General features: G+C 60.9%; 26 protein-coding genes and 1 tRNA gene. 24 read left to right on the forward strand and 3 right to left on the reverse strand.

Annotated features, from left to right (window positions below):
- Position 1: 1 nt before the first annotated feature.
- Positions 2 to 850: a DUF1365 domain-containing protein gene (locus tag Q390_RS0106795; protein ID WP_051603095.1), complete on the reverse strand. Its 849-nt coding sequence runs from the start codon at positions 848 to 850 to the stop codon at positions 2 to 4.
- Positions 847 to 2,154, reverse strand: a complete 1,308-nt coding sequence (locus tag Q390_RS0106800; protein ID WP_027995385.1) for an NAD(P)/FAD-dependent oxidoreductase — start codon at positions 2,152 to 2,154, stop codon at positions 847 to 849. The genes Q390_RS0106795 and Q390_RS0106800 overlap by 4 nt, the downstream gene beginning before the upstream one ends.
- A gap of 120 nt (positions 2,155 to 2,274) precedes the next feature.
- Between Q390_RS0106800 and Q390_RS0106805 the strand changes: the two genes are divergently transcribed.
- From Q390_RS0106805 to Q390_RS0106815, 4 genes are read left to right on the forward strand one after another with little or no spacing between them, the layout of a single operon-like run.
- Complete coding sequence (locus Q390_RS0106805) at positions 2,275 to 3,237, forward strand: MerR family transcriptional regulator (RefSeq protein WP_027995386.1); 963 nt, start codon at positions 2,275 to 2,277, stop codon at positions 3,235 to 3,237.
- A 3-nt stretch (positions 3,238 to 3,240) separates the two neighbouring features.
- Positions 3,241 to 3,429, forward strand: a complete 189-nt coding sequence (locus tag Q390_RS19420) for a DUF2256 domain-containing protein (RefSeq protein ID WP_084153809.1) — start codon at positions 3,241 to 3,243, stop codon at positions 3,427 to 3,429.
- A gap of 13 nt (positions 3,430 to 3,442) precedes the next feature.
- Positions 3,443 to 4,150, forward strand: a complete 708-nt coding sequence (locus tag Q390_RS0106810) for an SDR family NAD(P)-dependent oxidoreductase (RefSeq protein WP_027995387.1) — start codon at positions 3,443 to 3,445, stop codon at positions 4,148 to 4,150.
- 34 nt (positions 4,151 to 4,184) lie between these two features.
- Positions 4,185 to 5,078, forward strand: coding sequence for a TIGR01777 family oxidoreductase (locus tag Q390_RS0106815; RefSeq protein ID WP_027995388.1), 894 nt, complete (start codon positions 4,185 to 4,187; stop codon positions 5,076 to 5,078).
- Positions 5,079 to 5,124: 46 nt separating this feature from the next.
- Here the strand turns inward: Q390_RS0106815 and ychF are convergent, their stop codons facing one another.
- On the reverse strand, positions 5,125 to 6,216 hold the full coding sequence (gene ychF, locus Q390_RS0106820; protein ID WP_027995389.1) for a redox-regulated ATPase YchF: 1,092 nt from the start codon (positions 6,214 to 6,216) through the stop codon (positions 5,125 to 5,127).
- 109 nt (positions 6,217 to 6,325) lie between these two features.
- Here ychF and Q390_RS0106825 point away from each other — a divergent pair, with 109 nt between their 5' ends.
- From Q390_RS0106825 to Q390_RS0106915, 20 genes are all read left to right on the forward strand, one after another.
- Complete coding sequence (locus tag Q390_RS0106825; RefSeq protein WP_027995390.1) at positions 6,326 to 7,453, forward strand: FAD-dependent monooxygenase; 1,128 nt, start codon at positions 6,326 to 6,328, stop codon at positions 7,451 to 7,453.
- A 35-nt stretch (positions 7,454 to 7,488) separates the two neighbouring features.
- Positions 7,489 to 8,229, forward strand: a complete 741-nt coding sequence (locus Q390_RS0106830) for a DsbC family protein (protein ID WP_027995391.1) — start codon at positions 7,489 to 7,491, stop codon at positions 8,227 to 8,229.
- Between the two features lie 5 nt (positions 8,230 to 8,234).
- Positions 8,235 to 10,064, forward strand: coding sequence for a M61 family metallopeptidase (locus tag Q390_RS0106835; protein ID WP_027995392.1), 1,830 nt, complete (start codon positions 8,235 to 8,237; stop codon positions 10,062 to 10,064).
- 58 nt (positions 10,065 to 10,122) lie between these two features.
- Positions 10,123 to 10,902: an enoyl-CoA hydratase gene (locus Q390_RS0106840; protein ID WP_027995393.1), complete on the forward strand. Its 780-nt coding sequence runs from the start codon at positions 10,123 to 10,125 to the stop codon at positions 10,900 to 10,902.
- Between the two features lie 24 nt (positions 10,903 to 10,926).
- Positions 10,927 to 11,003: transfer RNA gene (locus Q390_RS0106845), tRNA-Met, on the forward strand.
- Positions 11,004 to 11,198: 195 nt separating this feature from the next.
- Positions 11,199 to 12,530: a tRNA (N6-isopentenyl adenosine(37)-C2)-methylthiotransferase MiaB gene (gene miaB, locus Q390_RS0106855; protein ID WP_027995394.1), complete on the forward strand. Its 1,332-nt coding sequence runs from the start codon at positions 11,199 to 11,201 to the stop codon at positions 12,528 to 12,530.
- Positions 12,531 to 12,762: 232 nt separating this feature from the next.
- Complete coding sequence (locus Q390_RS0106860; protein ID WP_027995395.1) at positions 12,763 to 13,914, forward strand: methyl-accepting chemotaxis protein; 1,152 nt, start codon at positions 12,763 to 12,765, stop codon at positions 13,912 to 13,914.
- A 9-nt stretch (positions 13,915 to 13,923) separates the two neighbouring features.
- Positions 13,924 to 14,292: a response regulator gene (locus Q390_RS0106865; protein ID WP_027995396.1), complete on the forward strand. Its 369-nt coding sequence runs from the start codon at positions 13,924 to 13,926 to the stop codon at positions 14,290 to 14,292.
- Complete coding sequence (locus Q390_RS17810) at positions 14,289 to 14,636, forward strand: STAS domain-containing protein (RefSeq protein ID WP_051603096.1); 348 nt, start codon at positions 14,289 to 14,291, stop codon at positions 14,634 to 14,636. Before Q390_RS0106865 ends, Q390_RS17810 begins: the two co-directional genes overlap by 4 nt.
- Positions 14,626 to 16,827 carry a chemotaxis protein CheA gene (locus Q390_RS0106875; RefSeq protein WP_027995397.1) on the forward strand — a complete coding sequence of 734 codons (2,202 nt, stop codon included), beginning with the start codon at positions 14,626 to 14,628 and terminating at the stop codon, positions 16,825 to 16,827. The genes Q390_RS17810 and Q390_RS0106875 overlap by 11 nt, the downstream gene beginning before the upstream one ends.
- Positions 16,828 to 16,900: 73 nt before the next feature.
- On the forward strand, positions 16,901 to 19,771 hold the full coding sequence (locus Q390_RS17815) for a methyl-accepting chemotaxis protein (protein ID WP_084153821.1): 2,871 nt from the start codon (positions 16,901 to 16,903) through the stop codon (positions 19,769 to 19,771).
- A gap of 11 nt (positions 19,772 to 19,782) precedes the next feature.
- Positions 19,783 to 20,352 (forward strand): chemotaxis protein CheW, encoded by a 570-nt coding sequence (locus Q390_RS0106885; protein ID WP_027995398.1) that lies wholly within the window; start codon positions 19,783 to 19,785, stop codon positions 20,350 to 20,352.
- A gap of 24 nt (positions 20,353 to 20,376) precedes the next feature.
- Positions 20,377 to 21,186 carry a CheR family methyltransferase gene (locus Q390_RS0106890; RefSeq protein ID WP_027995399.1) on the forward strand — a complete coding sequence of 270 codons (810 nt, stop codon included), beginning with the start codon at positions 20,377 to 20,379 and terminating at the stop codon, positions 21,184 to 21,186.
- A gap of 2 nt (positions 21,187 to 21,188) precedes the next feature.
- On the forward strand, positions 21,189 to 21,722 hold the full coding sequence (locus tag Q390_RS17820) for a chemotaxis protein CheD (RefSeq protein WP_245606875.1): 534 nt from the start codon (positions 21,189 to 21,191) through the stop codon (positions 21,720 to 21,722).
- Complete coding sequence (locus tag Q390_RS0106900) at positions 21,719 to 22,789, forward strand: protein-glutamate methylesterase/protein-glutamine glutaminase (protein ID WP_027995400.1); 1,071 nt, start codon at positions 21,719 to 21,721, stop codon at positions 22,787 to 22,789. The genes Q390_RS17820 and Q390_RS0106900 overlap by 4 nt, the downstream gene beginning before the upstream one ends.
- A gap of 69 nt (positions 22,790 to 22,858) precedes the next feature.
- Positions 22,859 to 23,242: a bacteriohemerythrin gene (locus tag Q390_RS19065; protein WP_051603098.1), complete on the forward strand. Its 384-nt coding sequence runs from the start codon at positions 22,859 to 22,861 to the stop codon at positions 23,240 to 23,242.
- 508 nt (positions 23,243 to 23,750) lie between these two features.
- Entirely contained in the window at positions 23,751 to 24,158 is a 408-nt protein-coding gene (locus tag Q390_RS19900; protein WP_156949848.1) for a hypothetical protein, read from the forward strand.
- Positions 24,137 to 24,451, forward strand: a complete 315-nt coding sequence (locus tag Q390_RS19070; RefSeq protein WP_156949849.1) for a hypothetical protein — start codon at positions 24,137 to 24,139, stop codon at positions 24,449 to 24,451. Before Q390_RS19900 ends, Q390_RS19070 begins: the two co-directional genes overlap by 22 nt.
- Positions 24,448 to 25,026 (forward strand): transposase, encoded by a 579-nt coding sequence (locus Q390_RS19075; protein WP_169737267.1) that lies wholly within the window; start codon positions 24,448 to 24,450, stop codon positions 25,024 to 25,026. Before Q390_RS19070 ends, Q390_RS19075 begins: the two co-directional genes overlap by 4 nt.
- 373 nt (positions 25,027 to 25,399) lie before the next feature.
- On the forward strand, positions 25,400 to 26,662 hold the full coding sequence (locus Q390_RS0106915; protein ID WP_027995401.1) for a porin: 1,263 nt from the start codon (positions 25,400 to 25,402) through the stop codon (positions 26,660 to 26,662).
- Positions 26,663 to 26,899: the final 237 nt, after the last annotated feature.

Below are 26,899 nucleotides of genomic sequence, written 5' to 3' on the forward strand. Positions count from 1 at the left end.
TTCAAAGAGGTGGCGAGGAAGGCGGTGCAGAACGGGAAACCGGCTGCGCTGGCGGCGGTGGCTTGGAGTGAAACGGCGCGCGCTTGAGCCACAGCCGCAGCGCGTGCCAGTGGATGCGGGCGATGACGGCCAGCGTCAGCAGCGGATAGCGCCACAGGGCGTTGTGGCGGCTGGCGGCCGTCAGCGGTTGCAAGCGCCCGCCCATGCCGGTCAGCAGCAGCGGACCTTGGTGGTCGTGGTAGTCGATACGCAGGCGCGTGGTTTGCAGCCCCTGCGCGCCGCTGCGCTGAAATTCAAAGCGGTAGCTGCCTTCCACCGGGCAAAACGGCGAGACATGGAACACCTTGTCCACCGCGATCTCTTGGCCGTACTGCGGCTGGTCAAGCACGTAGGTGTGGCGCTCGCCAAAGGTGTTGTTCACCTCGGCGACGATGCTGCGCAGGCTGCCGTCCTTGCGGTGGCAGTACCAAAAACTCACCGGTTTGAAGCTGTAACCGAGCACGCGCGGGTAACAGTGCAGCCAGATTTCGCCGTCGGCGTCGGTGATGTTTTCGCGCGCCAGCAATTCTTCCAGCCACGCCAGCGCCCCGCCTTGTTCGGCGCTGCGGCCATCGCCGTGGTCGGTGTCGTAAAAGGCCAGCGCGCCCCAGTGGTTGCACGCCAGCACACCCGCAGCCTCGGGCCGCTGGCGCAGGCTGCGCATCGGCAGCAGCAAGAAAAAAGTCGGGTAGATAAAGCGGTGCCGCTGCGGGCGCAGCCGGGTGTGCCAGACATGGCCAAAACCGATGTGTGGCACGGCAGCAACTCCTGCAGTGCCGGTATCGGTGGTGGTGTCGGCGGGCGTGTTCATGCCACCTTCTGACGGCGCATCTGCGCCAGCAACAGGTCAGCCGCGCGGTAGCCCGATTGCAGGCCGTCTTCATGGAAGCCGTAACCGGTCCAGGCACCGCAAAACCAGGTGTCCTGCACGCCCTGCAGCTGCGCCACCTGTGCCTGGGCGGCGATGGCGCCCCGGTCGAACAGCGGGTGCTCGTAGTCAAACTCGGCCAGCACCTGCGCCGGATCGAGGGCGCGCGCCGGGTTGAGGGAAACAATCACCGGCTGGGCAAAAGGCAGCGGCTGCAGGCGGTTGATCCAGTAGTGCAAACACACCCGCGCCGCGCCGCTCTGCGTGCTGGCGGCGCGTTCGTAGTTCCAGGCGGCCCAGGCGCTGCGCCGGCGCGGCAGCACACGGGCATCGGTGTGCAGCACGGCGCGGTTGGGCTGGTAGCGGATGGCGTCCAGCACCCGGCCTTCCTGCGCCGTCGGCTGGGCCAGCAGGCGCAGCGCCTGGTCGCTGTGCACGGCCAGCACCACTGCGTCAAAGCGCTCGACCTGCCCGGCGCTGTAAATATGCACCCCGGCAGCGTCGCGCACGATGCGCTGCACTGGCGTGGACAGGCGCGCATCGTCCACGCCTTGCAGCAGGTGGTGGACATACTGGCGCGCACCACCGGCCACGGTGAACCACTGCGGCCGGTCGCTCACTTGCATCAGCCCGTGGTTGTGGCAAAAGCGGATCATGGTGGCGACCGGAAAGCGCAGCATCTGGTCGGTCGGGCAGCTCCAGATGCAGCCCAGCATCGGCAGAAAATACCAATCCCGAAATGCCGCACCAAAGCGGTGCTGGTCTAAAAAGTCGCCCAGTGGCTGATGCAGCGCGGCGTCTTCGCCCGCCTCGGCCAGCGCCGTGCACAGCCGGTTAAAGCGCAGCAGCTCTTGCAACATGCCCCAAAAGCGCGGGCGCAGCAGGTTGCGTTTTTGCGCGAACACCGTGCGCACACTGGAGCCGCTCCACTCCAGCGCCTGCGCACCCCAAATGCCCGCGCCGGACGCCTGCACAGAAAACGACATATCGGAGCGCACTGTCGGCACGCCCAACTCTGCCAACAAGGCGATCAGACCGGGGTAGGTGCGCTCGTTGAACACCAAAAAGCCGGTATCGACGCCGTGCGTCACCACTTGGCCGCTGGCATCGGGCAGGCTGACATCGACCGTATGGGTATGGCCGCCAAAATAGCTGCCCGCTTCAAACACCGTGACCCGCGCCTGTCCACGCAGGCGGTGCGCCGCGGCCAACCCCGAAATCCCTGAACCGATGACTGCAATTTTCATGAGCTTTGACCTAGAAGCGGTTGAAATTGATTAGACAAAATCATATTTGTCTTAGACAATTTACGCAATGCCAATTTTTTGTCCCACATGCTGATGGATAACCCTGCGCACCTCCCCCCTATGCCCGCCCCTGCTATGCCACCGGAAAGTGCGGCCTTGTCGATTGCCGCCGTCGAGCGCGAAACCGGCGTGGCCAAAGACACGCTGCGCGTGTGGGAGAAGCGCTATGGCTTTCCCGCGCCGCTGCGCGATGCGGCGGGCGACCGCATGTACCCCATGGCACAAGTGCTGCAACTCAAGCTGATTCGGCGCCTGCTGGACGCCGGCATGCGCCCCGGCAAGGTGGTCGGGCTGGACAACGACGCCCTGCAAGCGCTGCTGGATCCCGCCACCCCAGAAAGTGCAACCCAACCAACACCGCCGCAGGCGGGGGATGCGCCGCAGGTGCCGGCGCTGCTGGACGCCATTGCGGCACACGACCCGCAGGCACTGCGCCACGCGCTGCTGCAAGCGCAGTGGCGCAGGGGCTTGGCGCATTTCGTCACCGAAGTGGTGGCGCCGCTGACCACCGCCGTCGGCGATGCCTGGGCGCAGGGGCGCTTTGAGATCTTTGAAGAGCACCTGTACACCGAGGTCATCACCGGCGTGCTGCGCTCGGCGATTGCCACGCTGGCCATGCCGCCGGCATCACAGGGAGTGCTGGGGCCGCGCGTGCTGCTGACCACCGTGCAGCGCGAGCCGCACGGCCTGGGGTTGCTGATGCTCGAAGCGCTGCTGGCGCTGGAGGGCTGCACCTGCATCTCGCTGGGCACGCAAACGCCGCTCGGCGACATCGTGCAAGCGGCGCAAGCACACCGCGCCGATGTCGTGGCGCTGAGTTTTACCAATCTGCAAAGCGGCCCGGTGGTGCTGACCCAACTGCACGAACTGCGCCGCCAGCTGCCCCCAGAGCGGGCCCTGTGGGTGGGCGGCGCGTGCAGCGCGCTGTACCAAAAACCGCTGCCCGGCATCACCGCCGTACAGGGCTTGTCACAACTGGCACCCTGGGTGGCGCAATGGCGCTACGACAACGCCGCCCGGTGACCCATGCACAAGAAAAACCACCTCCCGGAAAAACTGTGCCAACACTGCGACCGCCCTTTTACTTGGCGCAAAAAATGGGCCAGAGATTGGGAGCAAGTGCGCTACTGCTCTGAACGCTGCCGGCGCCAACACCCACCGACCCAGGCAGTGCCAACAACGGCCTACATAGCGACCCGCAAGCCCGATTTTTGACAGGAGACCCCCGATGCAATCACTCCCACCGGGCTATCGCGCCCTCGTCATCGGTGCCTCTGGCGCCATCGGCGCCGCCATGCTCCAGCAACTGCAAGCCGACCCGCGCTGCAGCCAAGTACTGGCGCTGGGCCGCAGTAGCACGCCGCCCATCGACTTTGCCGAGGAAGCCAGCATTGCCGCCGCCGCCGAATACGTGCGCAGCCAAGCCGACTTTGCGCCGCTGCATTTGCTGGTGGTGGCGACCGGGATGTTGCACAGCCCCAGCGCTGGGCCAGAAAAGCGCTTGAGCCAGCTGAACTACGCGCACCTGATGGCCAGTTTCACCACCAACACCTTTGGCCCGGCGCTGGTGCTGGCGCACTTTGCGCCGCTGCTGGCGCCGCAAGAACGCAGCCTGTGCGCGGTGCTGTCCGCCAAAGTCGGCAGCATTGGCGACAACCGCCTGGGCGGCTGGTACAGCTACCGCGCCTCCAAGGCGGCGCTGAACATGCTCATCAAAACCGCCGCCATCGAACTGGCGCGCACGCATCCCAAAACGGTGTTGGCCGCACTGCACCCCGGTACGGTGGACTCGCCCTTGTCGGCGCCGTTTCGCGGCGCCGAGATCGGCCGGCCCGCAGTGGCGGCAGCCGCCGATTTGCTGGGCGTGCTGGACAGCTTGGGCGCAGAAGACTCGGGCAGCTTCTGTGCTTACGACGGCCAGCGTTTGCCGTGGTAAACCCCTGTTTGCGCTTGATACAAGGAGAAAAACCATGCGTATCCTCATCACCGGCGGCACCGGCCTGATTGGCCGGGCATTGTCCGCGCACTGGCGCCAACAAGGCCACGAACTGTGGGTCTGGAGCCGCCGCGCACAAGAGGTGCCGGCGCTGTGCAGCGGCGCGCGTGGTGTGGCCGCGTTAGAAGACTTGCCCGCTGACCTGGCCCTGGACGCCGTCATCAATCTGGCCGGCGCGCCGATTGCCGACAGCCGCTGGAGCGGGGGCCGGCGCCAGTTGCTGTGGCACAGCCGCATCGACCTGACGCGCACGCTGGTGGACTGGCTGGGGCGGCAAGCCACGCCGGCGCCAGTGTTGATTTCTGGCTCAGCCGTGGGCTGGTATGGTAACCAAGGTGAAAAACTGCTGGACGAAACCAGTGCCACCGGGCCGGCCGACTTTGGCAGCCAGCTGTGCATCGCCTGGGAACAAGAAGCCGAGCGCGCACGGCAGTGGGGTGTACGCGTGGTGCTGCTGCGCACCGCGCCGGTGCTATCGCCGACGGGTGGTATGTTGGCCAAGCTGCGCCTGCCGTTCAGCCTGGGGCTGGGCGGGCGCCTGGGCAGCGGTCGGCAATGGATGCCCTGGATACACCTGCAAGACCAAGTCGCGCTGATTGATTTTTTGCTGCAACACCCCGAGTGCAACGGCGTCTTCAACGCCTGCGGGCCGGGGCTGGTGCGCAACGCCGAGTTCACCCAGGCCTTGGCCGACGCCCTGCACCGCCCAGCCCTCCTGCCCGCACCGGCCTGGGCGCTGAAGCTGGCGCTGGGCGATATGTCCGTCCTGCTGCTGGGCGGCCAGCGCCTGCAACCGCGCCGCGCGCAAGAGGCGGGCTTCGTGTTTCGCTACCCCCAGCTGGGCGAGGCGCTGGCGCAGTTGATGTGAAAAAAGCGCCGAGTGGCGCTTTTAATTATTTAAAGCTTGAGAGCTTTTAGACGTTGAACAAGAAGTTCAGCACGTCGCCGTCCTTGACCACGTATTCTTTGCCTTCAGCACGCATCTTGCCGGCGTCTTTGGCGCCCTGCTCGCCCTTGAACTGGATGAAGTCGTCAAAGGCAATGGTCTGGGCGCGGATGAAGCCGCGCTCAAAGTCGCCGTGGATCACGCCAGCGGCCTGCGGGCCGGTGTCGCCGATGTGGATGGTCCAGGCGCGCACTTCTTTGACGCCGGCGGTGAAGTAGGTTTGCAGGCCCAGCAGCTTGTAGGCGGCGCGGATCAGGCGGTCCAGGCCCGGCTCGGTCTGGCCGATTTCCGCCAAGAACATTTTTTTGTCCTCATCGTCCATCTCGCTCAGCTCGGCTTCGATCTTGGCGCAGATGGCGACCACCGGCGCGCCCTGCTTGTCAGCGTATTCGCGCAGGCGGTCGAGGAAGGGGTTGTTCTCAAACCCATCTTCAGCGACGTTGGCGACAAACATCGCCGGCTTGGCGGTGATCAGCGAAAACTGCTTCACCAAAGGCTGGTCTTCTTTGCTGAATTCCAGCGCGCGCACCGGGATGTTCTCGTTCAGCGCGGCCTGGCATTGCTCCAGCAAGGCCACCAGTTTGATGGCGTCCTTGTCACCCGAACGGGCGGTTTTGGTGTGGCGGTGCAGCGCTTTTTCGACTGTCGCCAGATCGGCCAGGCACAGCTCGGTCTGGATGACTTCGATGTCGGAGATCGGATCGACCTTGCCGGCGACGTGGATCACGTTGTCGTCTTCAAAGCAGCGCACCACGTTGACGGTGGCGTCAGTTTCGCGGATGTGGGCCAGGAACTTGTTACCCAGGCCTTCTCCGGTGCTGGCACCGGCCACCAGGCCGGCAATATCGACGAACTCGACGATGGCCGGCACGATGCGCTCGGGAGTGATGATTTCAGCCAGTTGGTGCAGACGCGGATCGGGCACTTCGACCACGCCAGTGTTCGGCTCAATGGTGCAGAAGGGGTAGTTTTCGGCGGCGATGCCGGCCTTGGTCAGCGCGTTGAAAAGGGTGGACTTGCCGACGTTGGGCAGGCCCACGATGCCGCATTGGAGGCTCATGGCAGGGCTTTCTAGGTTTCGGGAGACAAACCCGGCATTTTAGGCCGCTGCGCCAGCCCCCTCCTTTGCTGGCGCTCAAGCCGGCAAAGTGCCCTCCTACAATGCCGCCATGCCGCAATCCTTTGATGTCTGTATCCGCGGGGCCGGCGTTGTCGGCCGCACCCTGGCCCTGTTGCTCGCCCGCGAGCGCCTGCGCGTGGCGCTGGTTGCACCGCCGCCCCTCCCCTCTGCCCTTGCCGATGTGCGCGCCTATGCGCTCAACACCGCCTCGCGCCAGGTGCTCGAATCGCTGCGAAGCTGGCCCGACGCCGCCCATGCCACCGCCATCACGCAAATGCAGGTGTGGGGCGACCAAGGCGCCAGCGTGCGTTTTGACGCCGCCGCGCAGGGTGTGCCGGCGCTGACCTGGATTGTCGATGTGCCAGCGCTGGAAGCGCGCTTGGCCGAGGCGGTGCGTTACCAACCACAGGTGGAAGTGGTCAGCGCGCCAGTACCGGCCACACTGACCGCCATTTGCGAAGGCCGCGCCAGCCGCACGCGCGCCGAATGGGGTGTGGACTTTGACGTCACGCCCTACCCGCAGCACGCCATTGCCACGCGCCTAGTATGCGAGCAAGCGCATGGCCAGGTGGCACGTCAGTGGTTTTCGCAGGGCAGCATCCTGGCTTTTTTACCGTTGGGCGGGGCCGAGGGGAACTCTGTCGCCGTGGTCTGGTCAGTCCCTCCGGAGCAAGTGGCCGGTTTGCTGGCCTTGGACGCCGATACTTTTGCACAACGCCTGAAAGCGGCCAGCCATGGAGTCTTGGGCAGCGTGCGCCTGAGCAGTGAGCGCGCCACTTGGCCGCTGCAACTGGCGCAAGCGCGCCAATGGTGCGGTGCCTTGGCGCCCGAGCAAGGCAGCGGCAGTTGGGTGCTGGCCGGTGATGCGGCGCACAACGTGCATCCGCTGGCCGGACAGGGGCTGAACCTGGGGCTGGGCGACGTGCAGGCGCTGGCGCAAATTTTGCGTGAGCGCAGCAGTTGGCGCAGCGTCGGCGACCTGCGTCTGCTGCGCCGCTATGAGCGCCAGCGCAAGGCGGCCATCTTGCCCATGGGGCTGACAACCGATGGGTTGCAGCAATTGTTTTCTCGCCCCGAAGGTCCATTGCAGATGCTGCGCAATTGGGGCATGACCAGCTTTGAACACAGCGGCCCACTGAAAGACTGGCTTGTCCGCCGCGCCATGGGGTCGCACTGAACCGCACCCCGCACCTTCCACCCCATTGAATATCCATGAAACTGCTTCCCTCCCTGCTTGCCGCTGCCGCCGTGGCGCTGGCGTTTTCCGCCCCCGTCTCCGCCCAGGAGAGCACCATCCGCAAAACCCTGGCTGAGCGTATTCCGCAGCTAGAAAAAATCGATGAAGTACGCAGCACACCGATGTCCGGGCTGTATGAGGTGCGTGTCGGCACCGATGTGTTCTATACCGACGCCAAGGGCAATTTCTTGATCCAGGGCGAGTTGATCGATACCAAGGCGCGGCGCAATCTGACCGAAGATCGCATTGCCAAACTCAGCGCGGTGGACTTCAGCACCCTGCCCCTGAAAGACGCCTTCATCACGGTGCGCGGCAATGGCAAGCGCCAGCTGGTGGTGTTTGCCGACCCCAACTGCGGCTACTGCAAGCGCTTTGAACGCGATCTGCAAAAGATCGACAACGTCACCGTCCACACCTTCCTTTACCCCATCCTGAGCCCGGACTCGGCCGAAAAATCGCGCAACATCTGGTGCGCCAAAGATCGCAGCAATACCTGGGACGACTGGATGCTGCGCGACAAGACCCCCGCCGACGCCAGCTGCGACACCGCCGCACTGCAGCGCAACCTGGCCTTTGGCAAGAAGCACAAGATCACCGGCACACCCACACTGATCTTCAGTGACGGCAGCCGCGTGCCTGGTGCCATCGCTTCTGCCGACTTGGAAAAACGCCTGACCGACTCGGCCAGTGCTGCCAGCACCTCCAGCGCCCGCTGATCGCCATGCCCGCTCGCCACCACCCCGCCAGCGCCGTCCACTACCGCGTCGAAATCGCCGACCTGCACGCGCACCTGTTTCGCGTCACGCTGACGGTGGCGGCACCGCAGCCGCTACAGGCACTGTCTTTACCGGTATGGATTCCGGGCAGCTACCTGGTGCGCGAGTTCAGCAAAAATTTGCAGTCGTTGCGCGCCCAGCAAGGCGGCATGTCCGTGCCGGTGCTGCAACACGACAAGCAGCGCTGGCATGTCGCCTGCGACAGCACGCAGCCGCTGGAGGTGCAATACGAGGTCTACGCCAACGACCCCTCGGTGCGCACCGCCAGCCTGGATGCGACGCGCGGCTTTTTTAATGGCACCAGCCTGTGTCTGGCGGTTGAAGGGCAGATCGACCAGCCTTGCACCCTCGACATCGTTGCTCCTGAAAACATAGCTAATACCGCAGACTGGCATTGCGCTACAGGCCTTTTTTCTTTAAATATTGATGCGAGCGGCTTTGGTCTATACCAAGCGGCGGACTACGACGAACTGGTCGATTGCCCGGTCGAAATGGGCAGCTTCTGGAGCGCCAGCTTCCACGCTGGTGGCGTGGCGCACCGCTTTGTCGTGAGCGGCGCGGCGCCGTCGTTCGATGGCAAGCGCCTGCTGGCCGATGCGCGCAAGATTTGCCAAACGGCCATCGCCTTCTGGCACGGCAAGGGCAGGCCGCCATTCAAAAATTACCTGTTCCTGCTGAACGCCGTGCACGACGGCTACGGCGGGCTGGAGCACCACAATTCCACCGCGCTGATTTGCGCCCGCAGCGACCTGCCGCGCAGCAACGCACCACATACCAACGACGGCTACCCCACGCTGCTAGGCCTGATCAGCCACGAGTATTTCCACGCCTGGAACGTCAAGCGCCTGCGCCCGAGCGAGTTTCGGCACTACGACTACACGCAAGAAAATTACACCGAGCTGCTGTGGTTCTTTGAGGGTTTCACCAGCTATTACGACGACCTGTTGCTGCGCCGCGCCGGCCTGATCGACGATGCCGCCTATCTCAAGCTGCTGACCAAAGCCGCGCACCAGGTGTTGCAGGCCCCGGGGCGCCACGTACAGACCGTGGCCCAGGCCAGTTTTGACGCCTGGGTCAAGTTCTACCGCGTGGACGAGAACACGGCCAACGCCACCATCAGCTACTACACCAAGGGCGCGCTGGTCGCCCTGTGCCTCGACCTGACGCTGCGCCGCGAAAGCAATAACAACCACACGCTGGACGACGTGATGCGCGCGCTGTGGCAGCGCTGCCAGGGTGGCCCGATGGCCGAGAGCGATGTGCGCGCCGTGCTGCAAGAGGTGTCAGGCCGCTCCTTCGACGCGGAGATCGACGCCTGGGTGCACAGCACCGCCGAGCTGCCACTGGCTGAACTGCTGGCCGCGCACGGCGTCACGCTGCAAGCCGAAGCGCCGCAGCCGGCGCAGCGCCTGGGCCTGCGCGTGACAGAAAACCACGCGGTACAGATCAAGGCCGTACTGCGCGGCGGTCTGGCCGAGCGCGCCGGCATGGCCGCTGGGGACGAATGGCTGGGTATCGAGGTCGAAGGACAGGGCTGGCGGCTTCAGAAGTTGGAACAACTGGCGCTGCTAGCTGGCAACACCACCCCAGTCACTGCACTGGTCGCGCGCGATGGGCGTTTGCTGCGCCTGCCGCTGCAGCTCCCCAACCCGGCCACATCAGCCACCAGCCGCCCACGCAAAAGTCGCACCAGTGCCGCCGCTCCGGTCAGCGACACTGTGTCCCTCTGCATCACCGACGCAGCCGCCGTTCAGCGCTGGCTGGCCGCACCCTGAACAAGCGGTTTGGTGCTTGGTTATAGTGATCGATTCACAACTACAACCGGAGAACACCTTGGTCTACGAATGCATTGAAGTTCGCACTGAAGCCGAAAAAGTCGGCATCGTCACGCTCAACCGCCCCAAGCAACTCAACGCTCTGAACGACCAGCTCATGAACGAGCTGGGGCAGGCACTCCAAGCCTTTGATGCCGACGAAAAGATCGGCTGCATCATCATCACCGGCAGCGAAAAAGCCTTTGCCGCCGGCGCCGACATCGGCGCCATGGCCACTTACAGCTTTGCCGACGTCTACAAGGGCGACTACATCACCCGCAACTGGGAACAGATTCGCAGCATCCGCAAGCCCGTGATTGCTGCTGTCAGCGGCTTCGCCCTGGGCGGCGGCTGCGAACTGGCGATGATGTGCGACTTCATCATTGCCGCCGACAACGCCAAGTTTGGCCAGCCCGAGATCAAGCTCGGCGTCATCCCCGGCGCCGGCGGCACGCAGCGCCTGCCCCGCGCTGTCGGCAAGGCCAAGGCCATGGACATGGCCCTCACCGGCCGCATGATGAACGCCGCCGAAGCTGAAAGCGCTGGCCTGGTCAGCCGTGTGGTCGCCGTGGACAAGCTGCAAGAAGAAGCCCTGGGCGCTGCGCTGATCATCAGCGACTTCTCGCAAATCGCCGTCATGGCCGCCAAGGAATCCGTCAACCGCGCCTTTGAAGGCACGCTGGCCGATGGTGTCATGTTTGAGCGCCGCCTGTTCCACGCGCTGTTTGCCACGCAAGACCAAAAAGAAGGCATGGACGCTTTCGTCAACAAGCGCAAAGCTTTATTCACACACCAGTAAAAATACCCTATAATTTGCGGCTTCGGTGATATAGCTCAGTTGGTTAGAGCGCAGCATTCATAATGCTGATGTCGGTGGTTCAAATCCACCTATCACCACCAAATACCAAACCCGCACAGTGCAAGCTGTGCGGGTTTTTTATTGGGCCAGGGGTGCCCCGGTAAAATCGGCACCCTCCCCGCCTTTCCTACAGCCACTGGATACACACCATGATTCGCTGCATGGCACGGCTTCGCGCTATCTGCTCACCGCCTGGATCCTGAGCCCCGCGAAGCCGCGCAAAAGCGCTCCACACCATGACCAAAAAAGTATTTATCAAGACCTTCGGCTGCCAGATGAACGAGTACGACTCGGACAAAATGCTGGACGTGCTGCACGCCGCCGAAGGCTACGAAACCACACAAGACGTCGAAGAAGCCGACCTGATTTTGTTCAACACCTGCTCGGTGCGCGAGAAGGCGCAAGAGAAAGTCTTTAGCGACCTGGGCCGCATCAAACACCTCAAGGCCAAGGGCGTGAAAATTGGCGTCGGCGGCTGCGTTGCCAGCCAAGAAGGCGCCGCCATCATCCAGCGCGCGCCCTATGTGGACGTGGTGTTTGGCCCACAAACCCTGCACCGCCTACCTGAGCTGCTCAACCAGCGCACGCTGCAAAACCGCGCGCAGGTCGATATCAGCTTTCCTGAGATTGAAAAGTTCGACCACCTGCCACCCGCGCGCGTCGAGGGCTCCAGCGCTTTTGTATCGATCATGGAAGGCTGCAGTAAATATTGCAGCTACTGTGTGGTGCCGTACACGCGCGGCGAAGAAGTCTCACGTCCGTTTGACGACGTACTGGTCGAAGTCGCCGGCCTGGCCGACCAGGGCGTGAAAGAAGTCACGCTGCTGGGCCAGAACGTCAATGCCTACCAAGGAAAGATGGGCGACAGCGCAGAGATTGCCGACTTTGCGCTGCTGCTGGAATATGTGTCCGAGATTCCCGGCATCGAGCGCGTGCGCTACACCACCAGCCACCCGAACGAATTCACGCCGCGCCTGATTGCCGCCTATGCCGAGCTGCCAAAATTAGTCAGCCACCTGCACCTGCCGGTACAACACGGCAGCGACCGCATCCTGATGGCGATGAAGCGAGGCTATACCGCTATGGAATACAAGAGCACCATCCGCAAGCTGCGCGCCATCCGTCCGGACATGGCGATGAGCAGTGACTTCATCGTCGGCTTTCCAGGCGAAACCGAAGAAGACTTTGCCAAGATGATGAAGCTGATCGACGACATCCACTTCGACAACAGCTTCAGCTTCATCTTCAGCCCACGCCCCGGCACACCGGCCGCCAACCTGCACGACGACACACCACACGACGTCAAACTGCGCCGCCTGCACACCTTGCAAGCGGCGATCAACGCCAACATCAAGTCCATCAGCGAAAGTCGCCTGGGCACGGTACAGCGCCTGTTGGTGGAAGGAGCTTCCAAGCGCGATGCCAGCGAGCTGATGGGTCGCACCGAGTGCAATCGTGTCGTCAACTTCGTCGGCCAGCAGCGCCTGGTGGGACAAATGGTGGACGTGACGATTACCGAAGCCAAGGCCTACACGCTGCGCGGCGAGGTACTGACCTTGGCCGCCTGAGGTCTGGCGGGGGCTGCGCTGCGAGATTCCATGAACGATGGAAGGGACGCAATCACGTCCCGCTCTATCACCGGGTGCGCAGTGGGCAGCAAACCTTATCTGGCAAACCCCTCAGTTTGGCCTGTTACTACTTGTGATGGTTTAATTCAAAAAGACACAACCATAGGTTGTCAAAAAAGAAACCGCAACCTATGCAAGCCACCGGCAGGCCCCTTGTTTACATTCGATTTTCATGAACACGATTCAACGTTTTAAGCCGCCGTTTCTGGCCTGCATGGCCGTGGGGCTGTTGGGTGCGGTGGCTGTCCTGCTGACGGCGGATGGGGGTGGGTTGGCCATCGGCCTAGCCGTTGTGCTGGTGGCCGTCGGCGCCGCCGTGGGCCTGTGGGTGGCTCGTGGCCAGGCCCAGTTGCTTGAGCAAATTCAGTCTTATGTTGCCGACCAAGCCCAATTCACCAGCGAAGTAGTGCCCATCTGGAAAAGGCATATCGACACCTCGCGCGAGCAAATGGAGACCGCCATCAATGCCCTGTCCGAGCAATTTGCCGGCATCGTTGACAAAATCGATGCCACCATCCAGGCCACCTCCCTTGAAACCGATGACCTGGCCAGCGGTGACAACAGTTTGGCGGCGGTGTTTGGGCGCAACGAGGCCCAGCTGGGGGCCTTGGTAGCGGTGCAAAACGATGCCACCCTGCGCATGGATGCCATGGTGATCAAAGTGCAGGGGATGGATCGCTTCATTGTGGAACTGCAAGACATGGCCACCGATGTGGACCGGATTGCACAGCAAACCAACCTGCTGGCACTCAATGCCGCCATCGAGGCTGCCCGTGCCGGTGAAATGGGCCGTGGTTTTGCCGTGGTGGCCAAGGAATTTCGCATGTTGTCCAACCAGTCAGGCGAAACGGGGCGGCGCATTGCCGAGAAGGTCACCGTCATCAGCGCAGCTATTTTGGAAACCTGCGAACTGGTCAAGGGGTCGGTCACACAAGAAGAGCATTCGCTGACCACTTCCCAGGCCACCATTGCCAAGGTACTGGCGGATTTCAAGTCCGTCATCGACACCTTTCAAAACTCCAGTGAAGTGCTCAGGCAGGAAAGCATGGGCATTCAAGACCAGATCAACCAGGCGCTGGTGGCGTTTCAGTTTCAGGACCGGGTCAGCCAAATTCTGACCCAGGTGATCAAAAACATGGAGCTGATGCCCACTGTGCTCGGCGAATCGCAGCAGACCTACGCGGCTACCGGGGTACTGCAGGCCGCAGACCCTCAGCGTGTGCTGGGTGAGTTGCAAAAAACCTATGTCATGGCCGACCAGCACGTCGTCCACCAAGGTGGCAAGCTGGCACAGCAGGCAGCATCAGACATCAGTTTTTTTTAAAGGTTTGACATGAGCAAAACGGTCATGATCGTGGATGATTCAGCCTCGGTTCGCCGCGTGGTGGGCATTGCGCTCAAGGGGGCGGGTTATACCGTCATCGAGGGATGTGACGGGCGCGATGCCTTGACCAAGCTCACGGGACAGAAGGTGCATCTCATCATCAGCGATGTGAACATGCCCAACATGGATGGCATCACGTTTCTCAAAGCCGTCAAGCAATTGCCCGCCTACCGGTTTACGCCGGTCATCATGCTGACCACCGAATCGGAGGAATCCAAGAAGCGCGAGGGCCAGGCCGCTGGGGCCAAGGCCTGGGTGGTCAAGCCGTTCCTGCCTGAGCAACTTGTGGGTGCCGTTCAACGCTTGTGCCTGCCATGACCACCGGGCAGACGCTGCGTATCGAGGGTGAGTTCAACATTTACCGAGCCATGGAGCTGAAAGCGGTGTTGTTTGCCGAGCCTCCGGCGACAGAGATTGATCTGTCAGGCGTCACCGAGTTGGACAGTTCAGGTCTGCAACTACTGATGCTGGCCAAAAAAACCGCGCTGGCCCAAAACCGGCCGCTCAGCCTGGTGGCGCACAGCCAAGTGGTCATCGACGTGTTCGAGTTGCTGGATGTGGCCGGTTACTTTGGTGACCCGCTGGTCATGCGCTCCCGTGCGCCCATCGGTACAGAGAGTGGCCCGGACACCGCCACCCCAAGGAATTCCGATGGATCTTGACGAAGCCCTTCAGCTGTTCATCGTCGAGTGCCGCGAACTACTCGAAGACATGGAAGCTGGCTTGCTGGCCGTGGAGAACGCCCAGGAAAAAAGCGAAATCATCAACGCGGTGTTTCGCGCAGCGCACACCATCAAAGGGTCGTCGGGCTTGTTCAGCCTGGACCACATCGTGGCTTTCACCCATGTGGTGGAAAGCGTGCTGGACCGCGTGCGCAGCGGAAAACTGGCATTAAATGGGCCACTGGTGGCGCTGCTGCTGGCCTGTGGTGATCACATGCGTGCCCTGGTGGACGGAGTGGCCAGCGGTGAACAGTCGGGTACACCGCAGCTGACCGAATCCGGCGAGCCGCTGGTGCGTGGGCTGCAAAACTACCTGGATAGCGGCGCGGCTGCCCCACCGCCCACAGACCCCTCAGGGGTGCCAGAGACCGGTTCTGTGCGCCGCATCAACGGCATCCAGGTGGATACAGACCATTGGCACATCTCGGTACGCTTTGGGCCAGACGTGCTGCGCAATGGCATGGACCCGATGTCGTTCATCCGCTACCTGGCCACGCTGGGACAGATCACCGCCATAACCACTGTGGCTGACGCACTGCCTGATGTAGCCACCATGGACCCCGAGACCTGCTACCTGGGATTTGAAATCGCCTTCAAAGGCCACGCAGACAAGGGCAACGTCGATAAAGCGGCCATCGAGCAGGTATTTGAGTTTGTGCGCGAAGACAGCCACCTGTTCATATTGCCGCCGCACAGTCTGGTATCGGCCTACGTGACCCTACTGGAGCAGCAAGGCGATTCCGTGCGGCTGGGCGAAATGCTGGTACGCTGTGGCTCCCTGACGCGGCAAGAGCTGGACAGTGCGCTGAATCAGCAAGTGGAAACCCCCGCCGCCCTCATTGGTGCCATTTTGGTCACCCAAGGATCGGTACAGCCGGAGGTGGTGGAGGCGGCGCTGCAAAAGCAAAAGCACGCCAAAGAAACAATGGTGGCCGAAAGCCGCTCCATCCGCGTGGATGCCGATAAGCTGGATCAGTTGATCAATCTGGTGGGTGAACTCATCATTGCCGGGGCCAATGTCAACATGATTGCCCACCGCGCCAAGGTGGTCGAACTGGAAGAAAGCACCTCCAAACTCTCGACCCTGGTGGAAGAGGTGCGCGACAGCGCCTTGCAGATGCGCATGGTCAAAATTGGCGCCACCTTCAACCGCTTTCAGCGCGTGGTGCACGATGTCTCGCGCGACTTGGGCAAGGACATTGCGCTGGTCATCGAGGGCGAAGATACGGAGCTGGACAAAACCGTGGTCGAGAAAATCGGCGACCCCCTGATGCACCTGATCCGCAACTCGATGGACCACGGCATCGAGCCAGCCGAGGTGCGTCGAGCCCAGGGAAAAGCTGAGCAGGGCATGGTCCGCCTTAATGCCTTTCACGACTCAGGCTCCATCGTCATCACCGTGGAAGACGATGGCGGCGGCCTCAAGCGCGACCGCATTCTGGCCAAGGCTATCGAGCGCGGCTTGGTCGAACCCGGTCACAGCCTGTCCGACGCCGAGGTGTACAGCCTGGTTCTGGAGCCGGGGTTTTCCACGGCCGACAAGGTCTCGAATCTGTCGGGCCGTGGCGTCGGCATGGACGTAGTCAAACGCAACATCGCCGCGCTGCGCGGCACGGTCAGCATGACCAGTGAAGAGGGACGCGGTACGACTGTGACAGTGCGACTGCCCCTGACGCTGGCGATCATCGATGGTTTTCTGATAGGGGTGGACAAGGCGGTGTATGCCATTCCCCTGGACATGATCGAGGAATGTGTGGCCTTCTCAGCCGAGCCCGACCACGACTACACCAACCTGCGCGGCGAGGTACTGCCGTTCATTCGCTTGCGCCAGCTGTTTGGTATGCGTGGCGAGCCCACCCGAGGCGAAAACATCGTGGTGCTCAAGCATGGCGAGCAGCGGGCGGGCCTGGTGGTAGATACGCTGCTGGGCGAGTTCCAAACAGTCATCAAACCGCTGGGCAAGATGTTTTCCCAGGTCAGGTGCGTGAGCGGTTCGACCATTTTGGGCAGCGGGGATGTGGCCTTGATTCTGGATGTGCCCTCACTGGTGCAGCAGGCCATGGCGAGTGCCGAGGCTAGTGTGACTGCAGCGTGCCGGCGGTCAAGGGATGTGGCGTTGCCGGCCTCGTGAGGAGCTTTCGCAAGCCGTGGCACGGTAGAACTATTGGGTTGTAGTGGGTTTGGTGGAATTGAAAGGAAAAAACATGTTTGGAAACTTGAAAATCGGAGTCCGCTTGGCCATTGGCTTTGCCTTGACGCTGGTGTTGCTGATCGTGGTAGCCACACTGGGAGTGACGCGGATCAATGCACTCGACAACGAGGTTGCCGGCTTGGTGCAAGACAAATTCCCGAAAACCATGGCGACCAGCGATATGGTAGGAGCGATCAACGTGATCGCTTGGCGTCTGCGCAACGCGTACATCTTCCCTGCCGCAGAGGCGCAAAAAGAACTGGACGCCATTTCCGAGCAGCGCAAGATCATTTCTGATCGCATCGAGACTCTCGAAAAAACCATTACCAGCGATACCGGCAAGGCATTACTGAAGAAAGTGACCGATACACGCGAGCTGTATGTGCCACAGCAGGAGCGATTCATTGAATACCTGCGCTCCGACAAGAAAGACGAAGGAGCCTTGCTGCTGACGAACGAATTGCGCCAAACGCAAGCCGATTACATCGGTGCCATCGTGAAGCTGAGTGACTACCAGGACACACTGGTCAAGCAGGCCGGTGCTAATGCCGAAGCACTGGCTAATGCTTCACAGAATATGTTGATGCTCCTGGCCATCGCCGCATCGCTGTTAAGCGCAGTGATGGGCTGGCTCATTACCCGCAGCATTACCCGGCCTACGCATGCGCTGATGACCGCTGCCGATAAGATGGCGGTAGGCGATTTCAGCTTCAAACTCGACATCAACAACAAAGACGAAGTGGGCCAATTGGCCAACTCAGTGAAAGCCATGCAGGCCGCCGTACAAACCATGGTGGCCGATGCAGCCCTGCTGTCCAAAGCGGCCGTCGAAGGCAAGCTGGCGACCCGTGCCGACACTTCCAAACACCAGGGTGATTTCCAGAAAATCGTAGTGGGCGTGAACGACACGCTGGACGCTGTCATCGGCCCCTTGAACGTGACGGCCAAGTACGTGGATGACATTTCCAAAGGAACCATTCCTCCGGTCATTACCGACAACTACAACGGCGATTTCAATGTCATCAAAAACAACCTGAACAACGTCGTCAAGATGATGACCGAGTTGTTGCAGCAAACTGACCTCATCATCAAGGCCGCTGCAACCGGTGAATTGAGCAAGCGGGCCAATGCCGATTTATTTGCTGGCGGCTGGAATCAATTGGTCAGAGGGGTGAATGACACCATCACTAACATCGTCAACCCATTGAACGTGACGGCCACTTACGTGGACCGCATTTCCAAAGGAGACATTCCGCCGAAAATTACGGACGTCTACCTGGGTGACTACAACATCATCAAGAACAACCTGAACACCTGCATCGATGCTGTCGATGCACTAGTGGCCGATGCGGCCCTGCTGTCCAAGGCCGCCGTCGAAGGCAAGCTGGCGACGCGTGCCGATGCCACCAAACACCAGGGAGACTTCCGCAAGGTAGTGGCGGGTGTCAACGAAACGCTGGACGCGGTGATCAGGCCGCTAAACGTAGCGGCTGATTACGTCGCCAGGATTTCCGTGGGCGATATTCCACCGGTGATCACCGATAGCTACAACGGTGACTTCAACACCATCAAAAACAACCTGAACGTCTGCGTCGAAGCCATCAGCCAGCAAACAGCGGCCGCCAAGGGCATTTCTCAAGGCGACTTGACCGCAGTAGTGAAGATCCGCTCGGAAAACGACGAGATGGCCAAGGCATTGATCGGTGTGGTCAAGGCGGTGAATGGTCTGGTGGTCGATGCCAACCGACTGTCCAAGGCGGCAGTGGACGGCGATCTGGAGCTGCGCGCCGACACCGCCCACCACATGGGTGATTTCCGCAAGGTGGTCGAGGGTTTGAATGAGGTGATGATCGCCGTCAACACCCCAGTCTCCGAGCTGCGCGAAGTGCTGGGGGCCTTGGAAAGTGGCGACCTGACTCTGAGCATGAAACACGCGTACGCGGGCACATGGGATGATCTGAAGTCGGCCGTCAACAACATGTTGACCAAGCTGACCGAAGTAGTGACGGACGTGAACAGCGGTGCACAGGCCTTGGCCGGTGCCTCTGAAGAGGTGAGTGCCACAGCGCAGTCGCTGTCACAGGCGGCCAGCGAGCAGGCGGCGGGGGTGGAGGAGACCAGCGCCTCCATCGAGCAAATGACCTCTTCGATCGCGCAAAACACCGAAAACGCCAAGATCACCGATGGCATGGCCAGCAAAGCTGCCCGCGATGCGGCCGATGGCGGCGAAGCGGTGCAGGCCACGGTCGCGGCTATGAAGCAGATTGCCCAAAAAATCGGCATCATCGATGACATTGCCGCCCAAACCAACTTGTTGGCGCTCAATGCCGCCATTGAGGCGGCCCGTGCGGGCGAGCACGGCAAGGGCTTTGCCGTAGTGGCTGCCGAGGTACGCAAGCTGGCTGAACGCAGTCAGGTGGCCGCCCAGGAAATTGGCCAAGTGGCCAGCAGCAGCGTGGAACTGGCCGAGAAGGCCGGCAAACTGTTAGCCGAAATCGTGCCCAACATCCGCAAAACGTCTGACTTGGTGCAGGAGATCACCGCTGCGTCCACTGAGCAATCCTCTGGCGTCGGCCAGATCAACTCCGCCGTCAACCAGCTAAACCAGACCACGCAACAAAACGCCTCCAGCTCCGAGGAACTGGCGGCCACCGCTGAAGAAATGAGCGGGCAAGCCGAGCAGTTGCAACAGACCATGGCGTTTTTCAAGCTGGACGATGATCGGCGTTCGCCAGGATCGGTGGCCGCAATGGCGCGCAAACCTAAGTCTGCGCTGCAGCGGATCGACACGCCCTCGCGTCGTGGCTTTGCCAAAGTACCCACGCCAGCCATAGCGCATGCCTCTGCGCTGGAGCTGGACGAAGCCAAGTTCACCAAGTTCTGAAAGGCATCGCCATGCCTGCTCTGGTAAAGACCGACAAAAAATCCCTGTCCGATCTCAAGGCAACAGGGATCAAGGCAGTAAACGACAACAAGCAGTACCTGACCTTCATGCTGGGAGGGGAGATGTTCTCCCTCAGCATCCTGGCCATCAAGGAAATCATTTGGTACGCCAACCTGACCGACGTACCCATGATGCCGGCATGCATCCGGGGTGTCATCAACCTGCGCGGGGCGGTGGTACCCGTGATGGACTTGTCGGCCCGGTTTGGCAAACCGCCCACGCCGGTGACCAAAAGCACCTGCATCGTCATCATCGAGATGGCTGCTGACAATGAGGGCGATCACCAGCACATGGGCGTGGTGGTCGATTCAGTCCAAGCGGTGCTGGAAATTCCAGCGGCAGAAATTGAACCCGCCCCGACCTTCGGGGCAAAAATCCGCCCCGACTTCATCGAAGGCATTGCCAAGGTGAATGGCAAATTCGTCATCCTGCTCAATGTGGACAACGTCATGTCCACCGAAGAAATCAGCCAGATGGGCCGTTTGGCGGCATCGGCTGACGTGTCCCCAGCGCCCACCTGACATGCGCGCGCCCGGTTGCTATCCATGTCGATAAGGTCCATCACCGACACGGAGTTCGCCCACTTCCAGCGGTTCATCTTCGATGCAGCCGGCATCTCCATGGCCGATGCCAAAAAAGCCCTGGTCATGGGGCGGCTCAGCAAGCGGTTAGCGCGGTACGACCTTGACAGCTTTGGTGCGTACTTTCAGCTGCTGACATCGGGTCACCACCCTGAAGAGGTGCAGATGGCAGTGGACTTGCTGACCACCAACGAGACTTATTTTTTTCGCGAGAACAAACACTTTGAATTTTTGCGTGCTCAGGCATTGGCCGCCCGGGTACGCTCCCAGCCGTATCGGGTGTGGAGTGCCGCCAGCTCTAGCGGCGAAGAGGCCTACACCATGGCCATGGTGTTGGCCGATGTCATGCCGGGCTTGCCGTGGGAAATCATCGGCACCGACATCAGCACCCGCATGCTGGAGGGCGCGTGCCGTGGGCTCTATACCCTTGAGCGTGGGCGCCACATTCCCGTGGCATATCTGCAGCGCTTTTGCCGCAAAGGTATCCAAGAGTACGACGGCCATCTGTTGATCGACCGCAGTCTGCGCAGCCACGTCAGCTTTGTGTACGCCAATTTGAATGCACCCCTGCCCGAACTGGGCCAATTCGACATGGTGTTTTTGCGCAACGTGATGATTTACTTCAACTTGGCCACCAAGCGCGAGGTGGTGGCGCGTGTGCTGGCCACCCTCAAACCGGGAGGCTACTTTTGCGTCGGCCATTCCGAAAGCTTGAGTGACATCACGCAGGCCGTTCAAGCCGTGGCACCGTCCATTTACAGAAAGCCGGACTGAGCATGCGCGAGATGCCTTTGATGGACATTTTTTTGCTGCCCGGCGAGTACTTCGTCGGCGATGCAACTTTTCAGGTGCGCACCATTCTGGGGTCTTGTGTGTCCATCACGCTGTGGCACCCCGGTGCGCGTGTAGGAGGCATGTCGCACTTTCTCTTGCCCGCACGCGGCAGTGCCAGCACCGCCGACAGCGGTTTGGACGGCCACTACGGCGACGAGGCCCTGGCACTGATGCGCCAAGACCTGCAAGCGCTGGGGGTGGACCCTCGGCACTGCCAGGCCAAGCTGTTTGGTGGTGGCAACATGTTTCCTGGGCGGGTGCGAGCCGAGGGTGCCCATGTGGGTCAGCGCAACGGCGAGGCGGCTCGAGAACTACTGCAGCAGCACGGTATCTCCATCATGACCGAGAGCCTGTTCGGCATGGGGCACCGGCAAATCATTTTTGACATCAGCAAGGGCGATGTCTGGTCTAGGCAAGTCAGGCCATCGGCCATGGAGCTGGCCGCCGAGGCCGATGCACAAGGAGCCATTGCGTGAGCCGCATCAAAGTCATGGTCGTGGACGACTCCGCTGTAGTGCGACAGGTGGTGACGGCACTGCTGGCGCGCGACCCTGGCATTGAGGTGGTAGCCGCTGTGGCCGATCCGATTTTTGCCATGAATCGCATGCGGGTGCAGTGGCCCGATGTGCTGGTACTGGATATCGAGATGCCGCGTATGGACGGCATCACGTTCCTGAAAAAAATCATGGCTGAACGGCCTACGCCGGTGGTGATTTGCTCGACCCTGGCAGAACAAGGCGCCGAAATCTCCATGGCCGCCCTGGCTGCGGGGGCAGTCGCCATCATTACCAAGCCCAAACTGGGGCTCAAGCAGTTTCTGGAGGATGCATCGGACGATCTGGTGTCGGCGGTCAAGGCGGCTGCACGCGCCAACGTGGCGGTGCTGCGCGGCGCCTCTGCACGGCACACCGCCGATGTGATCCTGCCAGCCTTAGACAAACCATCGACCCTGATCCAGACCACCGAGCGGGTCGTGGCCCTGGGCACTTCCACCGGCGGCACGCAAGCACTGGAAGAGGTATTAACCGCGCTGCCACGGGTGACGCCAGGCATTGTCATCGTGCAGCACATGCCCGAGAAGTTCACGGCAGCGTTCGCGCAGCGGCTTAACGGCCTATGCCAGATCGAGGTCAAAGAGGCCCAGAACAACGACCGCGTGATCAATGGCCGCGCGCTGATTGCGCCGGGTGGCAAGCACATGCTGCTCAAGCGCAACGGCGCGCAGTACCACGTCGAAGTGATCGATGGCCCCCTGGTCAACCGCCATCGCCCGTCAGTGGACGTGCTGTTTCGCTCGGTGGCTAAGTGTGCAGGAGCCAATGCGTTGGGGGTCATCATGACGGGTATGGGCGACGATGGCGCCGCAGGATTGTTTGAAATGCGCCAAGCAGGTGCCCGCACCCTGGCACAAGATGAAGCCAGTTGCGTGGTCTACGGCATGCCCAAAGAAGCCGTCAAACGCGGCGGTGTCGAAAAAACTGTTCCCCTGAGCGCCATTGCCCGCGAAATCATGCTGCAGCTATCGGGCGTGATGGTGCGCTGAGCACCAACGGCCTGATTGTCTGACTGTCTTACAAAGTACCCCCCCCACATACCAAAATTGGAGTCGCACATGACACTGAAGTGGAACGACCGCTACGCCACGGGGTACGCCGAAATGGATGCCCAGCATCGCCATCTGTTTGAGTTGATCAATCGCATGATGGCAGCCAATACGGCGCAAGAGATCAAGCCCCTGCTGATGCAGTTGTACAAACACACACATGCGCATTTTCAGCAGGAAGAAGATTTGATACGCAGCACCGGCTTTCCCGGCTTGTCTGCGCACATTAACGGACACAACCGCTTGCTTGACCGGCTCAATGCGTTCAGTAGCGATATCGGTCGCGAAAATTTCAACAAGACCGCACTGGTGGCACTGATGAGCGACTGGGCCATGAACCACATCGTTCATGATGACATCAATGCCTTGAACTACCGGGCGCAAAAGGACTGAGCCACTGCTGCTGGCCCTAGAGCGCTTTCACACTGAGCGGCCATCACCGCAGTGGCTGACCACCACAGACCACCGCATGGGGCCAAGCGCTCAAGCACAAGCCAGTTGGGTTGAGTACCACCCAACCCACAGTGCAAATTTATGCTATTTTTGGCCTCTAAGCCTTTAAATATGTGCGTTAGTAGCTATCAATTTTGATACGATGCATTCCTCAGTCAGCGCGAAAACGCTCTATTTACAAGGAAGGCCGGCAAGATTTTTTGTGAGATTCAGTCAAATGGGGCCCTTTTTATGGCTACCAACTGTGGCAGGCCATGGGATCAGAGTTCATAGCTGGAACCGCACGCCCAGCAAGCGTTAGAGGCTAATTTGATCCAATTTAATTGGAATCTGACCCTCATGGCACAAGGATAAGCGCCCAAGCAAGGATTCGAAGGTGGACTGAAGCCCCGACAGTGATAGGCTGAAGTTGCAAAACGGACAGCAAATCACAAGGACATCAGCCCGGATGAAGGATAACAAAGTCAAGAATTTTCAGCAGGCGCTGAGCATCCAAGACATCTGCTGTGTGGTTGAGCACCACAGCAAGCCCACGGCACGCCATCGCCTGTATCCGCCCTTGAAGACTTTGAGCCTGTTCATCTGGCAAATTCTGGCTGGCGCACGAACGTGCCAGGATGCCGTGGTGCGCAATCTATCCGAGCGCGTGAGCCTGGGGGTATCCCCCAGCTCCCTGAACACTGCAGCCTACTGCGAGGCCCGAATGCGCCTGCCAACAGCCATTGCAGCAACCCTTGGCAGTTTGCTCAGCGAGCGATTGGAATGCCTGACACGCCGAGCAACCAAGCGGCGTTTCCTCAAAGCAAAACACAAGCGCCTGGCCTGGGCTTTCCCATGGTTCGTATTGGTGCCCTGATCGGGCTGGCCAGCGGTGCGGTACTGGGCTATCAACTGACACCTTTGCAGGGCAAGGGCTCGGGCGAGCAGACGGTGCTGCGCGCCTTGAGCGACAAGATACTGCCGGGCGATATTGTTCTGGCCGACGCCTGGTTGGCCACATGGTGGCTCATTCATGCCATCAGCTGTCGCGGCGCAGATGTGCTCATGGCGCAGCATGGCAGGCGAACCAGCGATTTTTCGCAAGGCGAGTCCTTGGGCAAGAAAGACCATATTGTTGAATGGGCGCGCCCCCAAAACCCCAATGGATGAGTGCGCAGGAGTATGCAGGCTGCCCGCCAAGGCTGCGAATGCGAGAAATCGAGGTCGATGGCCGGGTGCTGGTGACAACGCTGTTGCAGCCGGCCTACGCCAGCGCGCTGGCGCTGGATCGGCTGTACGCCATGCGCTGGAATATCGAGGTGGATTTTCGCGCCATCAAAGCGACGCTGGAGCTGGATGTGCTGCGCTGCAAGTGCAGAGAGATGATTGAGAAGGAAATCGCAGTATCCATGCTGGCTTACAACCTGGTGCGCTGGGCCATCAGCGCCAGTGCAGCGCCGGCGCAGGTGCTCGCGCGTGCGTTAAGTTTTGCAGGGGCCAGGCGTTTGCTGGCAAGTTTCAGCCTTCGATTCGTGGGCTGTGCAAGCGGCAGTATTGCCGCTTTGACTGAAGTCTTGCTCAAGAGTATTGCCAAGCTCAAATTGCCGACGCGAACTGGCCGAATCGAGCCGCGTGCCAAGAAGCGGCGTCCGAAAAACCTACCGTTGTTGAGCATGCCCCGTCATGTCGCGCGCCAGCGCCATTCGCATCAAGCGGGGGCTTATCCTTGTGCCATGAGAATCTGACCCCTATTAATTCTGACCCCTATTAATTCCGACCCGATTTGAGACGTCCACGGAAACCGGAACCTCTTCCTTCAAGTCAAAGCGCCTGAGGAGTTGCAAAGGCACAACGGTTTACACCAACCAACACGCAGAGAAAGTCATACTAGCCGCACGCGTCACGGCACAGCGCCCGCCCCTGTCTAGAGAGGAAAAACCGAGCCTAGAGACACTGTTGGCCACCGCACCTCTCCGAGGGTATTCCCCTGTCTCCAAAGCGTCAAAGAAGGGATTTCCACTCTTTACCGCTTGAAACATTGCACCTAATCTTGGCCGCTGAAAAGCCCTCAACGTCTGTGGGCTTCCATCCATTGCATGCAGCAGTAGGAGCGACCTTATGAAGAAAATGCGCATCTTGTCAGCAGCCATGTTCGGCTGCGTTTCATCGTTGGCCATGGCGCAAAGCACGATTGGCACCAGCAGTGTCACGATATACGGACTCATCGACGTCGGTATCAACCACGTTACCGGCGCGCCCGGCGGTTCCGTGACCAGCATCACCAGCGGAAACATGGAAGGCTCACGCCTCGGCTTCAAAGGCAATGAAGACCTGGGCGGCGGATACCGTGCCATCTTCACACTGGAATCGCGCCTCGAAGCCGATACCGGCTCGCTCAGCAACCGCCCCCTTTCCGGTGGTCGGCTGCCTGACCGGCTCAGCACCGCGACGTCCCTCGGTCTGCCGGCCGCACTGCAGCCCGCCGTTTCCGCCGTCGCCGCCCAGATCGGCTCGTCCGTCGGCGTGAACCTGGGCAACGGCATGTTCGACCGGCAGGCCTTCGTCGGCATGGTCACGCCGTTTGGTGCCTTCACGGCGGGCCGGCAGTACACGCCGGGCTATCTGGCCTCCGCCAGCTTCGACGTGATGAAGACCGAATCGAGCCTTGCGCTGGGGCAACTGGTCGCCATTCCGGCCTCGTTCGACATCCGCGTGAGCAACTCGCTCCAGTACGGCTTGAAGTTGAACGGCCTGACGGCCACCGCCATGTACGCAGCCGGTGAAATCGCCGGTCGGGCAAACGCTGGACGCCTGCTGGGCGTCATGGCCATGTACCAGGGCAACGGCTATTCCTTCGGTGGCGGCTACAACACGCGCAACAACGAACTGGGTGAAAAGTCGCTGACGAACGTCATCCTAGGCGCGACGGTGGACGTCGGTCCGGGCACGCTGACTGGCCAATTCACCACTATCAAGGATGACAACCCCAGCGGCCTGTCCAGCATCAGCGCCGCCCTGTCGGCAAACCCGGCGACGGCACCTGTCGCCGGTCTGGTGCAGAACGCCTTCATCCAGGGCTTCCGGCAAGACGCCCGCCTGTTCCAGGTCGGCTACCGCATCACCAGCGGCGTGCACACTGTGTCCGTGGCTTACAACAGCATGAACGACAAACGTCCGTTCAATGCAGACCGCGTTTCGTATGGCGCGGCTTACACGTATGCCCTGTCCAAACGAACCGACCTGAATGCAGTTTTGACACATCTGAACAACAAGAACACGTCGCAAGACATGCTGGGTGGCAACGGCTTCTTGGGCGGCGTAGCTGCAAAACCGGGCCAGGATGTGAACAGCTTGGCACTGTCGATTCGCCACCGCTTCTGAGACACGAGCCCGGCTTGCGAGCATGACCAAAATCCCCCGCAAGGGGTAATACCAGTCAGTCAAGCACCCGACGACCTCGCTCTCCTGTCAAAGGCAACCTGTGTCAACACGTTGCCTTTTACTTTTGATAAGCCTCTCGCAATGTGCTTTGCGCGAGACCCTGCCCTCAACCTCACCGGCAAGTTCTCCATCCGCAGGCAAGCTGCCTCTGTGGCACGTCGTGCAGCAACTAAACGC

The sequence above is a fragment of the Simplicispira psychrophila DSM 11588 genome (assembly GCF_000688255.1).
In the GTDB taxonomy this organism is placed as follows: domain Bacteria; phylum Pseudomonadota; class Gammaproteobacteria; order Burkholderiales; family Burkholderiaceae_C; genus Simplicispira; species Simplicispira psychrophila.

Coding starts and splice junctions, on each gene's coding strand:
- Q390_RS0106795 (WP_051603095.1), bottom strand. CDS start 850: ATGAACACGCCCGCCGACACCACCACCGATACCGGCACTGCAGGAGTT.
- Q390_RS0106800 (WP_027995385.1), bottom strand. CDS start 2,154: ATGAAAATTGCAGTCATCGGTTCAGGGATTTCGGGGTTGGCCGCGGCG.
- Q390_RS0106805 (WP_027995386.1), top strand. CDS start 2,275: ATGCCCGCCCCTGCTATGCCACCGGAAAGTGCGGCCTTGTCGATTGCC.
- Q390_RS19420 (WP_084153809.1), top strand. CDS start 3,241: ATGCACAAGAAAAACCACCTCCCGGAAAAACTGTGCCAACACTGCGAC.
- Q390_RS0106810 (WP_027995387.1), top strand. CDS start 3,443: ATGCAATCACTCCCACCGGGCTATCGCGCCCTCGTCATCGGTGCCTCT.
- Q390_RS0106815 (WP_027995388.1), top strand. CDS start 4,185: ATGCGTATCCTCATCACCGGCGGCACCGGCCTGATTGGCCGGGCATTG.
- ychF (WP_027995389.1), bottom strand. CDS start 6,216: ATGAGCCTCCAATGCGGCATCGTGGGCCTGCCCAACGTCGGCAAGTCC.
- Q390_RS0106825 (WP_027995390.1), top strand. CDS start 6,326: ATGCCGCAATCCTTTGATGTCTGTATCCGCGGGGCCGGCGTTGTCGGC.
- Q390_RS0106830 (WP_027995391.1), top strand. CDS start 7,489: ATGAAACTGCTTCCCTCCCTGCTTGCCGCTGCCGCCGTGGCGCTGGCG.
- Q390_RS0106835 (WP_027995392.1), top strand. CDS start 8,235: ATGCCCGCTCGCCACCACCCCGCCAGCGCCGTCCACTACCGCGTCGAA.
- miaB (WP_027995394.1), top strand. CDS start 11,199: ATGACCAAAAAAGTATTTATCAAGACCTTCGGCTGCCAGATGAACGAG.
- Q390_RS0106860 (WP_027995395.1), top strand. CDS start 12,763: ATGAACACGATTCAACGTTTTAAGCCGCCGTTTCTGGCCTGCATGGCC.
- Q390_RS0106865 (WP_027995396.1), top strand. CDS start 13,924: ATGAGCAAAACGGTCATGATCGTGGATGATTCAGCCTCGGTTCGCCGC.
- Q390_RS17810 (WP_051603096.1), top strand. CDS start 14,289: ATGACCACCGGGCAGACGCTGCGTATCGAGGGTGAGTTCAACATTTAC.
- Q390_RS0106875 (WP_027995397.1), top strand. CDS start 14,626: ATGGATCTTGACGAAGCCCTTCAGCTGTTCATCGTCGAGTGCCGCGAA.
- Q390_RS17815 (WP_084153821.1), top strand. CDS start 16,901: ATGTTTGGAAACTTGAAAATCGGAGTCCGCTTGGCCATTGGCTTTGCC.
- Q390_RS0106885 (WP_027995398.1), top strand. CDS start 19,783: ATGCCTGCTCTGGTAAAGACCGACAAAAAATCCCTGTCCGATCTCAAG.
- Q390_RS0106890 (WP_027995399.1), top strand. CDS start 20,377: ATGTCGATAAGGTCCATCACCGACACGGAGTTCGCCCACTTCCAGCGG.
- Q390_RS17820 (WP_245606875.1), top strand. CDS start 21,189: ATGCGCGAGATGCCTTTGATGGACATTTTTTTGCTGCCCGGCGAGTAC.
- Q390_RS19065 (WP_051603098.1), top strand. CDS start 22,859: ATGACACTGAAGTGGAACGACCGCTACGCCACGGGGTACGCCGAAATG.
- Q390_RS19900 (WP_156949848.1), top strand. CDS start 23,751: ATGAAGGATAACAAAGTCAAGAATTTTCAGCAGGCGCTGAGCATCCAA.
- Q390_RS19070 (WP_156949849.1), top strand. CDS start 24,137: ATGGTTCGTATTGGTGCCCTGATCGGGCTGGCCAGCGGTGCGGTACTG.
- Q390_RS19075 (WP_169737267.1), top strand. CDS start 24,448: ATGAGTGCGCAGGAGTATGCAGGCTGCCCGCCAAGGCTGCGAATGCGA.
- Q390_RS0106915 (WP_027995401.1), top strand. CDS start 25,400: ATGAAGAAAATGCGCATCTTGTCAGCAGCCATGTTCGGCTGCGTTTCA.